The organism is Streptomyces sp. NPDC006283, assembly GCF_040613325.1.
Classification (GTDB): domain Bacteria; phylum Actinomycetota; class Actinomycetes; order Streptomycetales; family Streptomycetaceae; genus Streptomyces.
In genome coordinates this window covers 1-12,554 of the sequence record NZ_JBEXRZ010000090.1, presented here as the reverse complement: position 1 = coordinate 12,554, position 12,554 = coordinate 1, and the positions used below count along the sequence as shown (strand labels likewise).

Genomic DNA, 12,554 nt, shown 5'->3' with positions numbered 1-12,554 from the left:
GAAACCCGTGACTATGTCAGGGGCGCGTCAAAGGCTTGGCCATGCAGACGCTGCTCTCGTACTCGCGGTAGTGGCCGAATTTGGCACACGGCAGATAGCCGCAGGACGTGTAGAGCGCGATCGCCTCCGGCTGCATGTCGCCGGTCTCCAGGACCATGCGGGTCCGGCCCGCGCCGCGGGCGTCGTCCTCGAGGAGGGCGAGGATGCGGCGGGCGAGGCCCAGGCCGCGCGCCTCGGGGATCACATACATGCGCTTGAGCTCGGCGTCCCCGTCCGAGTACCCTTCCGAGTTCTCGTCCTGGGTGCGCCAGCCGCCGGACGCGACGGGGCGGTCCAGAGGGTCGTACGCGATGAGATACAGGCCACTCGGCGGGACGAACATCGACGCGTCGAGCGGTGTGGCGTCACCGTCTCCGTCCTCGTAACGCTCCACGTATTCCAGCTGGACCTGGTCGTTGAGCTTCACGGCATCGGGGTGGCCGAAGCCCACAGTTCTGACATGCATGCCCAGAAGCGTACGTGTATGCGAATGCTCTCGGCCGGTATGGTGCCGGGATGCTCACCGTGACCTCCGTGAACGTGAACGGTCTCCGGGCCGCCGCCAAGAAGGGCTTCGCCGAGTGGCTGGCCGCGACCACCGCCGACGCGATCTGCCTCCAGGAAGTACGCGCCACGGCGGATCAGCTCCCCGCCGACGTGCGCGACCCCGAGGGCTGGTTCACGGTGCACGCGCCGGCCGAGGCGAAGGGCCGGGCGGGCGTCTCCCTCTACACGCGGCGCGAACCGGACGCGGTGCGGATCGGATTCGGCTCGAGCGAGTTCGACGGCAGCGGACGGTACGTCGAGGCCGACCTTCCCGGCGTCACGGTCGCGAGCCTCTATCTGCCGTCCGGCGAGGTGGGCACGGAACGACAGGACGAGAAGACGCGCTTCATGGGCGAGTTCCTGCCGTACCTGAAGGAGCTGCGGGAGCGCGCGGCGGCGGACGGCCGCGAGGTCGTCGTCTGCGGGGACTGGAACATCGCCCACCGAGAGGCCGACCTCAAGAACTGGAAGGGCAACAAGAAGAACTCCGGCTTCCTGCCGGAGGAAAGGGAGTGGCTCGGCCGCGTCTTCGACGAGGCGGAGTACGTGGATGTGGTCCGCGCCCTGCATCCCGATCAGGAGGGCCCGTACACCTGGTGGTCCTATCGCGGACGCGCCTTCGACAACGACACGGGCTGGCGCATCGACTACCAGGTGGCGACGGCCGGTCTGGCGAAGCGCGCGGTGAAGGCCTGGGTGGAGAGGGCGGCGACGCACGGCGAGCGCTGGTCGGACCATGCGCCGGTGACGGCCGTCTACGAAAGCTGACCCACCGCCCGGGGACACGGAAAGGGCGCACCCGCCGTGTTGCGGGTGCGCCCCTCGTCCGCAGGCCTGCTACGGCGCCTCGTCAGGCGTCGTAGTCCTCGAGCCTGTCGCGCCGGTCGCGCATGGCGTCCTCGCCACGCTCGCGCACGGCCTCCTCGGGACGGCCGTTCTGCTCACGGCCCGGCCGGCCACGCTCGGGGAACTCCTCGCGGCCGCGCTGCCCGCGCTGCGACGGGTCGCCCTTGCCGGCCTTCTGCTTCGCCTGCTCCGCAAGCTCCTGCGCCTTGTCCTTGAACTGGTCCGAGATGCCCATGAAGTGTCACTCCTAAGAGGGGTGTGGGGGTCGGGGGCGACTGCCCCCGGGGCTGCGACCAGCGTTGCATGCAGGGACAAAGCGCGCATTTTGATCAGTGACGCTCAGTGGCTCTCCGTGCGAACTGCCTCGTCAGCGGCCCCTCCGGCCCCCACGAGGCCCGTTGAGACGTTGCCCAGACGCGGCTCGAAGCGGCGCATCTCGCGCTGCCCCACCGTCCCGATGACAGTGGGCAGAAAGCCGCGGATCGACTGCATGCCCCGCAGCCACCGCTGCGCGTACACATGCGAGGAACGCCGCTCGATGCCGGCGACGATCCGGTCCACGGCGGGCCCGAGCGGATAGGTGCGGTTCGACGGCCACGGGAGCCGCTGCCTCAACTCCCGCATGACGTCGTCCTGATCGGCGCCGCGCACCATGTCGGTGTCCGTCCACGACAGGTACCCGACACCGACTCGCACGCCCCGGTAGCCGACTTCGGCGCGCAGGCTGTGCGCGAACGCCTCCACGCCCGACTTCGACGCGCAGTACGCCGACATCAGCGGCGCCGGAGTGATCGCGGCGAGGGACGCGATCTGCAGGAAGTACCCACGGCTCTCGAGGAGTACGGGCAGGAACGCCCGGCCCGTCACCGCGCTGCCGATCAGGTTGACCTCGACAACCCTCCGCCAGGCGACCGGATCCGAGTGCAGGAACGGCCCGCCGGACGCCACGCCCGCGTTGGCGACGACGATGTCGACCTTGCCGAAGCGCTCCTTGACCTCCTGCGCGACCCGGGCCATCGCCTCGTGGTCGGTGACGTCCGCATGCCAGTGGTCGCATTCGGTGTGGAGCCGCGCCGCGACCTTCTTCAGTTCGTCGGGCTCGAGGCCGACCAGCGCCACCTTCGCGCCCCGCGCGGACAGTTTGCGGGCCAGCAGTTCGCCGACGCCGCGCGCCGCGCCCGTGACGACAGCGACCTGTCCCTCCAGGCTCACCCTGCTCATGCGGCCTCCTCCTTGGCGTTCAGGTACGTGTCGACCAGTTCACGGATCTTGCCGGTGACGGCCTCGGGGGCCTCCACCGGGCTCATGTGCCCGACCCCCGCGAGCTCCACGAGCTCGAGGCACTCGGGCAGTTCGGCGGCCAGCCGCTTGGCGTGCACGGCCGGCGTGAGCCGGTCGGCGGTGCCGGCGATCACGATCGCGGGCACGTCCAGCGCGCGCACACCCTTGTCCAGGTCCAGTTCACCGAGGACGCGCGACCACGCCACGCGCACGGTGCGCGGGCAGGCGTGGACGATCCGGGCGCACGCGTCGACCCGCTCCGGCGCGGAACCGGGGCCCATGGTCGCGTACTTGAGGATGCGCCGGGAGACGGGTGTCACCGGACCGAGCGGGGCGCGGGCGCCGAGGATCAGGTGCGTGAGCCTGGTGCGGAGCCGCCCCGGCCGCATCGGCAGGACGAGCGACTCGTCGACCAGGCGGGCGCTGCCCGTGCTGCACAGCAGGACGGCGGCCGCGTGGTCCCGGAAGGCGGGCCGGCCGGACGCGGCCATCAGCGTCATGCCGCCCATGGAGTGCCCGGCGAGCACGGCCTTCTCGCCCGGCTCCAGTACCGCTTCGAGCACGGCCTCCAGGTCGTCGGCGAGCTGCTCGGTGCCGACCGCCCCCGCCGGTGTACGGCCGTGGCCACGCTGGTCGTAGACGACGACGCGGTGGTCGGCGGCGAGGTCCCGTATCTGTGCGGCCCAGAAGAGGGTGGAGCAGGTCCAGCCGTGGGCGAACACGACCGTGGGGGCTCCCCCAGAGCCTCCGGCAGCCTGGGAGGTGCCCCCGTCGGGGCCGTGCACCTCTACATGGATGCGCGCCCCGTCGGCGGAGACGGCGGTCAGTTCGCGGTCGGCGACGCGCGGGGCGTCGGCGCGGTGCAGCAGCCGGCTCATGCGACGGCCTCCGGGTTCTTGGTGGTCGAGACAGTCTGAGTGGCCTGGGCGCTCTTCGGGGTCTTCGCTGCCTTCGTGCCGCCGGCGGCGGGCTCCTGCTGCGTACGGCCGGCCCGGACCACCTCGTACTCGGCGAGGTCCACGTGCCGCGTCGCGCGGCGGAACTCGGTCGTCGTGCCCGGCCAGATGGTGGTGTTGCGGCCGCTTGCGTCCATGTACCAGCTGGTGCAGCCGCCGGTGTTCCACACGGTCCGCTTCATCCGCTCCTGCACGCGGCGGTTCCACGCGTGGACCGACGAGGGCCGGGCCGCCAGAGCGGAGCCTTCGCCGAGCAGGTTCAACTGCCGCATGTAGTCGGCCATGTAGTTCAGCTGGGACTCGATCATCAGGATCATCGAGGAGTTGCCGAGCCCGGTGTTGGGTCCGATGATCGTCATCCAGTTGGGGAAGCCGGCCGCGGTCGCGCCGCGCAGCGACTCCATGCCGTCCTTCCACGCCTCCGCCAGCGTGATCCCTTCCGCTCCGACCACCCGCTCGGCGATCGGCATGTCGGTGACATGGAATCCCGTGCCGAGGACGATCGCGTCGACCTCGGTCTCCGTGCCGTCCGCTGCGACGACTGTCGAGCCGCGCACCTCGGTCAGACCCGAGGCGACGACATCCACATTCGGCTGGGCGAGCGCCGGGTAGTACGTGCTGGAGAGCAGGATGCGCTTGCAGCCGATGCGGTACGAGGGCGTGAGCTTGGCCCGCAGCGCCGGGTCCTTGATCGACTTGGCCATGTTGGCCTTGGCGAGCCGCTCGATCAGGCCGAGTTCGTCGGGGCGCTTGGTGAACGCCTGGACCTGCAGCTCCCGGATGCCCCACAGCAGTCCGCGCCGTGCGGCGCCGGTGAACGGCAGCTGCCGGTGCACCCAGCGTTCGGGGCCGGAGATCCTGCGGTCCATGCGCGGCATGACCCACGGCGGCGTGCGCTGGAACAGGGTGAGCCTGCCGACCTCCGGCTGGATCGAGGGCACGATCTGGATCGCGGACGCACCGGTGCCGATCATCGCGACGCGCTTGCCGCGGAGGTCGTAGTCGTGGTCCCAGCGCGCGGAGTGGAAGACCTTGCCGGGGAAGTCGGCGAGCCCGGGGATGTCGGGCATCTTCGGGTCGGACAGCGGTCCGGTCGCGGAGACGACGACGTCGGCGGTGAGTGTGCCCTGCGACGTCTCGATCTCCCAGCGCAGCTTGTCGGTGTCCCAGCGCATCATCAGCACTTCGTGGTTGAAGCGCAGATGGGAGCGGAGCCGGAACGTGTCGGCGACGTGCTCGAGGTAGGCCCGGATGTGCTCCTGGCCGGAGAAGGTGCGGGGCCAGTCGGGGTTGGGCGCGAAGGAGAACGAGTAGAGGTGCGACGGTACGTCGCAGGCGCATCCCGGGTAGCTGTTGTCCCGCCAGGTGCCGCCGACCGAGTCCGCGCGCTCCAGGACGACGAAGTCGGTGATCCCCTCGCGGCGCAGCCGGACGGCAGCTCCGAGGCCGCCGAATCCGGATCCGATCACCGCCACTCGTACATGCTCGTGCTGCTGGCCCATGCCGCGCCTCCCACTGAACATCCGAACGTCCCGAACCGAACGCAGAAATGTTGCCAGCAATCACTGGCATGGTTGGGAGGGTAGAGCAGCTCGCTACCCGGCGGTAGGGGTACGACCCGACAAGTTACCGGTGGTACAACATAGGCTTCCGGTGTGATGAAAGCGCGCGAGTACCGCATGGAGGAATTGGCCGAGAAGGCCGGGATCACGGTGCGCACCCTGCGCTTCTACCGCGAGCGCGGGCTGATACCGCCACCCCGCCGCGAGGGCAGGATCGCCTGGTACAGCGAACACCACCTGGCCAGGCTGCGTACGATCGCCGCCCTGCTGGAGCGCGGCCACACCCTCAACGGCATCGCCGACCTCGCCACCGCCTTCGAGAGCGGACGGGATGTCGGCGAGGTGCTGGGCCTCGGCGAACCGACGGAGGAGACGCCGGTGCGGCTCTCGCCGGAGGTGCTCGCCGACTACTTCGAGGGCGAGGTCACTCCCGAGAACCTCGCCACCGCGCTCGAACTCGGCTATCTGGCGACCGACGGCGAGGAGATCGTCCACATCAGCCGCCGGCTGCTGGACGTCTCGGCCGCGCTGGTACGGGAAGGGGTGCCGTTGGCGGCGGTGTTGGAGGCGGGCCGCCGGGTCCGTACCCACGCGGACGCCCTGGCCGAGATCTTCGTCGGCATGCTGACGGAACACAGTGCCGACGACCGGCTGGAGAAGCTCCGCCCGCTCGCGAAGAGCGTGGTGGACGCGGAGCTCTCCATGGCGATGGACCGCCGGCTGCGCAGACCACCGTCCGCCTGAGCGGTCCCCGAGCGCCGTGGGTCCCGGCCCCCGCGGACGGTCTCAGGGCCCTGAGGAACCGTCAGCGCGGCGGAAGGGGCGGCCGACGGAGGTCGGGAGCCTTCGAGTAGTCCGGGGGTAGCGCCGCCGGTGCCGACTTCAGCAGGTCCAGGGCCAGTTCGATGGCGTCGTCGAGACCCACGTGGCGTCCCTCCGCCCAGTCCAGCGGCGTACGCAGCGCGTCCAGGTCGGGTTCCACGCCGTGGTTCTCGATCGACCAGCCGTACGCGTCGAACCAGGCCGCGTTCATCGGGACCGTGATCACCGTGCCGTCGCCGAGCCGGTGCCGCCCGGTCATGCCGACGACGCCGCCCCACGTACGCGTGCCGACCACCGGGCCGAGACCGAGCAGTTTGAACGCCGCCGTGATCATGTCCCCGTCCGACGACGTCGCCTCGTCGGCGATCGCGACGACCGGTCCGCGCGGCGCGTTGGAAGTGTACGAGACCGGCTGTGCGTCGCGGGTGAGGTCCCAGCCGAGGATCTTGCGGGTGAGCTTCTCGATGACAAGCTCGCTGATGTGGCCGCCCGCGTTGCCGCGCACGTCCACGATGAGTGCCGGGCGCGAGACCTCCATGCGCAGATCACGGTTGAACTGCGCCCAGCCGGAGCCGCCCATGTCGGGGATGTGCAGATAGCCGCACTTGCCGTCGCTCGCCTCCCGCACCACGGCCCGCCGCTTGGCGACCCAGTCCTGGTAGCGCAGCGGCCGCTCGTCGATCAGGGGGACGATCGCGACCCGGCGGGGGCGGGCCTCGCCCTCCGCGGGGAGGAACGTCAGCTCGACGGTCGTACCGCCCGCCGCGGCGAGCATCGGGAACGGCCCCGCCAGCGGGTCCACCGGGCGTCCGTCGACGTGGGTGAGGACCGCGCCGTCCCTGATGCCGGTGCCGGCGAGCGGGGAGCGGGCCTTGGAGTCGGAGGAGTCACCGGGAAGGATCCGGTTGACCACCCATTTCCCTTCCCGGCACACCAGGTTCGCACCGAGCAGGCCCATGGCGCGCTGGTAGTGAGCCGGTCCTTCGTTGCGGCGCGCCGCGGTGACGTACGCGTGGGATGTGCCCAGCTCGCCGAGGACTTCGCGCAGCAGATCGGCGAACTCGTCGGGAGAGGCGACCCGTTCGACCAGCGGGCGGTACTGATCCAGCACCCCGCCCCAGTCGATGCCGCACATGTCGGGTTCCCAGAAGTACGCGCGGACGATACGGCCCGCCTCCTCGTAGGCCTGTCGCCATTCGGATGCCGGGTCCACCTCGTGCAGGATGCGGCGGAGGTCGAGGTAGACGGTCGAGTCGCCGTCGCCGGACTCGGTGGCCGGTACGGCACGCAGGTCGCCTTCGTCGACGACGACCAGGCGGCTGCCGTCGCCGCTCACCGCGAAGTTGTCGAGGTGGTCGACGAGTTCGGTCCTGCGCGCCTTGGAGATGTCGAAGTGCTCCAGCGTGGGCCTGCCGGAGGTGTCGGCCGGGTTGACGAACGTCTCGCCCAGCGCGCCCGAGATGGGCCAGCGCAGCCAGACGAGTCCGCCACCGGCCACCGGGTGCAGCGCCGAGTACTTGGAGGCGGCGACCGGGAAAGGTGTCACCCGGTTCTCCAGGCCCTCGGTCTCGACGAGGACCATGCTGTCCGGCGATTCCTCCAGCGGGTCGAGGCCGCCGGCGGCCGGCCGGCCCTCCGGCGTGAGCGCGAACGGCGAGGGCGTCGCGGAGGACAGCGGCACCAGGTAGGGGCGGCAGCCCAGCGGGAAGGACAGGTCGCCGGTGTGCACGTCGTAGACGGGGTCGAATCCGCGCCACGAGAGGAAGGCGAGATACCGCCCGTCGCGCGTGAAGACGGGGTTCTCGTCCTCGAAGCGCCCGTTGGTGACGTCGACGATCGTGCGGTCGGCGATCCGGGCCATCTTGATCTGGCGCAGCGACCGGCCGATGCCGGGATGGGACCAGGTCAGCCAGTTCCCGTCGGGTGAGAAGGCCAGGTCCCGTACGGGACCGTTGGCGGAGCGGACCAGCTCCGCCACTTCGCCGGTGGATTCGTCCGCGGTGTCGAGGAGGAGCAGCCGGCCGTCGTGCGCGGCGATCGCGATCCGCTCGCCGTCGCTGTCGGAGATCAGCTCCAGTACGCGCCCCAGTTCTCCCGAGGCGAGCCGGCGCGGTGCGCGGTCGCCGGACGCCCGCGGCAGGTATGCGATCTCGACGGCGTCCTCGCCCTCGGCGTCGGTGACGTAGGCGACCTGGCCGCCGCTGCCGAGCATCTCCGGCAGCCGGACCCTCACGCCGGGGGTGTCCGCGATCGTGCGGGCGGGCCCGTCGCGGTGGGTGAGCCAGTAGAGGCTGCCGCGTACGTTGACGGCGCTGGCCCGGCCTGTCTCGTCGACGGAGATCGCGTCCACGTGGTTGGCCGCCGGGACCTGGTAGGTGCGGCGTCCCGCGCGCGGCCCGCCGAGGCGTACCTCCAGCTTCCGCGGCCGGGAGTCCGGCGAGAACAGGTCGTCGACGATCCACAGGTCGCCCGCGCACTGGTAGACGACCCGGCGGCCGTCGCTCGAGGCATGCCGGGCGTAGAAGGCGTCGTGGTCGGTGTGGCGCAGCAGACCCGTTCCGTCGGGCCGGCAGGAGTAGAGATTGCCGACGCCTTCGTGGTCGGAGAGGAACGCGATCCGTCCGTCGTCCTCCGACCACCGCGCGGAGCCGTCGCCGCGGATGAACATCGGGCAGTCCAGGTGTCCGTCCAGGTCGGGCAGCAGCTGCTCGCCGTGCAGCCAGAGCCGTCCCGTCGCCCCGCCGCGGTAGCGCTTCCAGGAAGCCGGTTCGTGGGGCGGCTTGCCGGTGAGCAGCAGCGTCCGGCGCTCGCACCCGGTGCCGCCGGCCTGGGAGGGGCCCTCCGACTCGTCGGTGACGGCGATGTCGGAGACCGGCCCCCAGGGGAGCCTGCCGCCGGGGGAGCCGTCGGTCGGGACGCTGTAGGCCCAGGAGAAGTAGGAGAACGGCTGGCCGTGCGAGGAGACGGCGAGGATCTGGCCGTCGGGGGTCCAGCCGCAGACCCGGGTGTCGGTGGAGCCCCAGTAGCTGAGCCTGCGCGCCGGGCCGCCGTCGACGGGGGCGAGATGGATCTCGGGGTCGAGACTGCGCCAGTTCGTGTACGCGATGTGCTGCCCGTCGGGCGAGAAGCGCGGGTGGCCGACTCTGGTGCGGTCGACGGTGATCCGCCAGGCCCGGCCGGGCGGGTGCCCTGCCGGCGCCAGGGGCGCGACCCACAGGTCGTCCTCGGCGGCGAAGCACAGCAAGTCGTCGTGCAGGTGCGGGAACCGGAGATACGCCACGTCGTCGCTCACCTTCCAATGCTTTCCGCGTGGCAGGGGCGCGGCAACTCGTGGGCGGGGGTGAATCGGGGCCGATCTTGTGTACGGGCCGCCCTGGGGCCGTGGCCGGTGTCGGCGACCGGTCCGGACCGGTGTTCGTGACCGAGGCCACAAGCGAAACGGTTTCGTTTCGTTGGCGGCGCGGGGTATGGTCCATGTGTACGAAACAGTTTCGTTCGTCTGCGACGGGAGGCCGACATGACACGCAGCCGGCTCACCCCCGAGCGCGAGGCAGAGCTGTACGAAGCAGTGCTCGACCTGCTGCGCGAGGTCGGCTACGACGCCCTGACCATGGACGCCGTGGCGAACCGCACGCGGTCCAGCAAGGCGACGCTCTACCGCCAGTGGCGGAGCAAGCCCGAGCTGGTCGCCACGGCGCTGAGGAACAACAAGCCGGTGCATGTCGGTGACATCGACACCGGAAGCCTCCGCGGCGACTTCCACACCATGATCGGGCGCACGGACAACTGCCAGATGGAGAAGGACTCCGCGCTGATGCGGGGCCTGGCCCAGGCCGTACACGCCCACCCCGATCTGCACGAGGCCCTGCGGGAGCTGCTGATCGAGCCCGAGATCACCGGACTCGACACAGTGCTCCGACGGGCCGTGGACCGGGGCGAGGTCAGGGCGGACAACCCCGCGCTGGGGTACGTGCCGCACATGCTGGTCGGCGCGGTCGTCGCCCGGCAGCTGATCGAGGACCGCACACCCGACCAAGCCTTCCTCACCCACTATCTCGACGCCGTGGTCCTCCCCGCCCTGGGCGTCTGACCTCCCCGGGTCACGGCACACCTCTCCCCGCCGCACCACCGCACAGCACCTGACGCGCGCCGCTCTCGTCGTCGGGCCGGCTCCCCTTGCCCTGTTCACCCTCATTCACGGGAGTAGCCCTCGTGGCCACGTTTCTCTACAAGCTAGGACGGTCCGCCTTCCGGCGCCGCCGTCTCGTCGCCCTGCTGTGGGTGGCGCTGCTCGCCGTCGCCGGGTTCGGCGCGGCCACTGCGTCGACCGCCACGTCGTCTTCCTTCTCCATCCCGGGGACGGAGGCCCAGAAGGCCTTCGACCTGCTCGAGGAGCGCTTCCCCGGCGGCAGCGCCGACGGCGCCACCGCCCGGGTCGTCTTCAAGGCCCCCGAGGGCGGGAAGATGACCGACGCGGGCCCCAAGGCGGAGGTGGACAAGGCCGTCTCCGAGCTGAAGGCCGGCTCCCCGCAGATCGCCACCGTCCACGACCCGTACACGACGAAGGCCATCTCGGCGAACGGCTCCACGGCCTACGTGTCGGTCACCTACAAGGTCAACTCGATGGAGCTGACCGAGGCGACCCGTGAGGCGCTCGAGGAGACCGGCACCGAGGCACGCGAAGCGGGTCTCACGGTGGAGATCGGCGGTGACGCGCTGCAGGCGGTCCCGGAGACCGGTGCGGGCGAGATCATCGGAGTCGTCGTCGCCGGCATCGTCCTGGTGATCACCTTCGGTTCGATGGTGGCCGCCGGACTGCCGCTGCTCACGGCGATCATCGGTGTCGGTATCGGCATCTCCACGATCACCGCGCTGGCGAACGTCCTCGACCTCGGCTCCACCACGGCGACGCTCGCGACGATGATCGGTCTCGCGGTCGGCATCGACTATGCGCTCTTCATCGTCTCCCGCTACCGCGCGGAGCTCGCGGAGGGCCGGGAGCGCGAGGACGCGGCCGGCCGGGCCGTCGGCACCGCCGGCTCCGCGGTGGTCTTCGCCGGTCTGACCGTCGTCATCGCCCTCGTCGGGCTCGCCGTCGTCAACATTCCGATGCTCACCAAGATGGGCTTCGCCGCGGCGGGCACGGTCGTCATCGCCGTTCTGATCGCGCTCACCCTCATACCGGCACTCCTCGGCTTCGCGGGCAAGCGCGTCCTCGGCCGCAAGGTCCGCAAGGGCAAGCCGGTCTCCGACAAGCCGAACGCGGGAACCCGCTGGGCCCGTTTCGTGCTGCGCCGCCCGGTCGCGGTGCTGCTCGCGGGCGTCGTGGGCCTCGGCGCGATCGCCGTGCCGGCCGCCTCGCTGGAGATGGGCCTTCCCGACGACGGCTCCCAGCCCGCCAGTACGACGCAGCGCAAGGCGTACGACCTGCTGTCGGACGGCTTCGGTCCCGGTTTCAACGGCCCGCTGATGGTCGTGGTCGACGGGGGCAAGGCGGCCGCGGACCGTACGGTCGCGACCGTCGAGGGTCTCGACGGCGCCCTCCCCGTCCCCCCGCCGGCCTTCAACAAGGCCGGTGACACCGCGGTGATCACCGTCATCCCGAAGGACCGGCCGTCCTCTGCGGCGACCGAGGAGCTGGTCCACGACATCCGCGACAAGACCGGCGACGAGGTCCTGGTCACCGGCGCGACCGCGATGAACATCGACTTCTCGCAGAAGATGAACGACGCGCTGCTGCCCTATCTGGCGCTTGTCGTGGGCCTCGCCTTCCTGCTGCTGATGGTCGTCTTCCGCTCGGTGCTCGTGCCCCTCAAGGCCGCCCTCGGCTTCTTGCTCTCGGTCGTCGCGGCGCTCGGCGCGGTCGTGGCCGTCTTCCAGTGGGGCTGGCTCGGTTCGCTGTTCGGCGTGGAGCAGACCGGTCCGATCATGTCGATGATGCCGATCTTCATGGTCGGCGTGGTCTTCGGTCTGGCCATGGACTACGAGGTCTTCCTGGTCACGCGCATGCGGGAGGCGTACGTCCACGGCGAACGGCCGGGCGAGGCGATCGTCACCGGCTTCCGTCACGGGGCCCGTGTGGTCACCGCCGCTGCCGTCATCATGATCGCCGTCTTCTCCGGCTTCATCGGTTCGAGCGAGCAGATGGTCAAGATGATCGGTTTCGGTCTCGCGATCGCCGTCTTCTTCGACGCCTTCGTGGTCCGTATGGCGATCGTCCCCGCGGTGCTGGCCCTGCTGGGCCACAAGGCCTGGTGGCTGCCGCGCTGGCTCGACCGGGCGCTGCCCAACGTCGACGTGGAGGGCGAGAAGCTGCACAAGGAGCTCGGCGCCTCCGCCGACCCGGACGAGGAGCGTGAGCTGGTCCGCGTCTGATCCTCCGGGGGTCCACCGGCGCTGCGCGCCGCGGGAAGAGCGCCCCCGGACGACGCGACGACACCGTGGGGACGGGGGCCGTCGCGCGACACAGGCCGTATCCGCCGGGCAGGGGCCCGGCGGATAC

General features: G+C 70.7%; 10 protein-coding genes. 4 read left to right on the top strand and 6 right to left on the bottom strand.

Annotated elements, in window-relative coordinates:
- Window positions 1–16: 16 nt before the first annotated feature.
- Window positions 17–505 (bottom strand): GNAT family N-acetyltransferase, encoded by a 489-nt coding sequence (locus tag ABZ070_RS19835; RefSeq protein WP_356635559.1) that lies wholly within the window; start codon window positions 503–505, stop codon window positions 17–19.
- Window positions 506–555: 50 nt separating this feature from the next.
- On the opposite strand from ABZ070_RS19835, the gene ABZ070_RS19830 reads away from it, so the two are divergent.
- Window positions 556–1,353, top strand: a complete 798-nt coding sequence (locus tag ABZ070_RS19830; protein ID WP_356635557.1) for an exodeoxyribonuclease III — start codon at window positions 556–558, stop codon at window positions 1,351–1,353.
- A gap of 82 nt (window positions 1,354–1,435) precedes the next feature.
- On the opposite strand, the gene ABZ070_RS19825 is transcribed toward ABZ070_RS19830, so the two are convergent.
- From ABZ070_RS19825 to ABZ070_RS19810, 4 genes are all read right to left on the bottom strand, one after another.
- Entirely contained in the window at window positions 1,436–1,666 is a 231-nt protein-coding gene (locus tag ABZ070_RS19825; protein WP_356635555.1) for a hypothetical protein, read from the bottom strand.
- Window positions 1,667–1,770: 104 nt separating this feature from the next.
- A complete protein-coding gene (locus ABZ070_RS19820; protein ID WP_356635553.1) occupies window positions 1,771–2,652 on the bottom strand; it encodes an SDR family oxidoreductase in 882 nt (293 codons plus the stop codon).
- Complete coding sequence (locus ABZ070_RS19815; protein WP_356635551.1) at window positions 2,649–3,590, bottom strand: alpha/beta hydrolase; 942 nt, start codon at window positions 3,588–3,590, stop codon at window positions 2,649–2,651. Before ABZ070_RS19815 ends, ABZ070_RS19820 begins: the two co-directional genes overlap by 4 nt.
- Complete coding sequence (locus ABZ070_RS19810) at window positions 3,587–5,170, bottom strand: NAD(P)/FAD-dependent oxidoreductase (protein ID WP_356635549.1); 1,584 nt, start codon at window positions 5,168–5,170, stop codon at window positions 3,587–3,589. The genes ABZ070_RS19815 and ABZ070_RS19810 overlap by 4 nt, the downstream gene beginning before the upstream one ends.
- 177 nt (window positions 5,171–5,347) lie before the next feature.
- On the opposite strand from ABZ070_RS19810, the gene ABZ070_RS19805 reads away from it, so the two are divergent.
- Window positions 5,348–5,974 (top strand): MerR family transcriptional regulator, encoded by a 627-nt coding sequence (locus tag ABZ070_RS19805; protein WP_356635584.1) that lies wholly within the window; start codon window positions 5,348–5,350, stop codon window positions 5,972–5,974.
- A 61-nt stretch (window positions 5,975–6,035) separates the two neighbouring features.
- On the opposite strand, the gene ABZ070_RS19800 is transcribed toward ABZ070_RS19805, so the two are convergent.
- Window positions 6,036–9,344 (bottom strand): S41 family peptidase, encoded by a 3,309-nt coding sequence (locus ABZ070_RS19800; protein ID WP_356635547.1) that lies wholly within the window; start codon window positions 9,342–9,344, stop codon window positions 6,036–6,038.
- Between the two features lie 225 nt (window positions 9,345–9,569).
- On the opposite strand from ABZ070_RS19800, the gene ABZ070_RS19795 reads away from it, so the two are divergent.
- The gene (locus ABZ070_RS19795; protein ID WP_356635545.1) at window positions 9,570–10,142 is read left to right on the top strand and encodes a TetR/AcrR family transcriptional regulator; all 573 of its coding nucleotides are present in this window, start codon (window positions 9,570–9,572) and stop codon (window positions 10,140–10,142) included.
- Window positions 10,143–10,264: 122 nt separating this feature from the next.
- The gene (locus ABZ070_RS19790) at window positions 10,265–12,427 is read left to right on the top strand and encodes an MMPL family transporter (protein WP_356635543.1); all 2,163 of its coding nucleotides are present in this window, start codon (window positions 10,265–10,267) and stop codon (window positions 12,425–12,427) included.
- Window positions 12,428–12,554 lie beyond the last annotated feature (127 nt).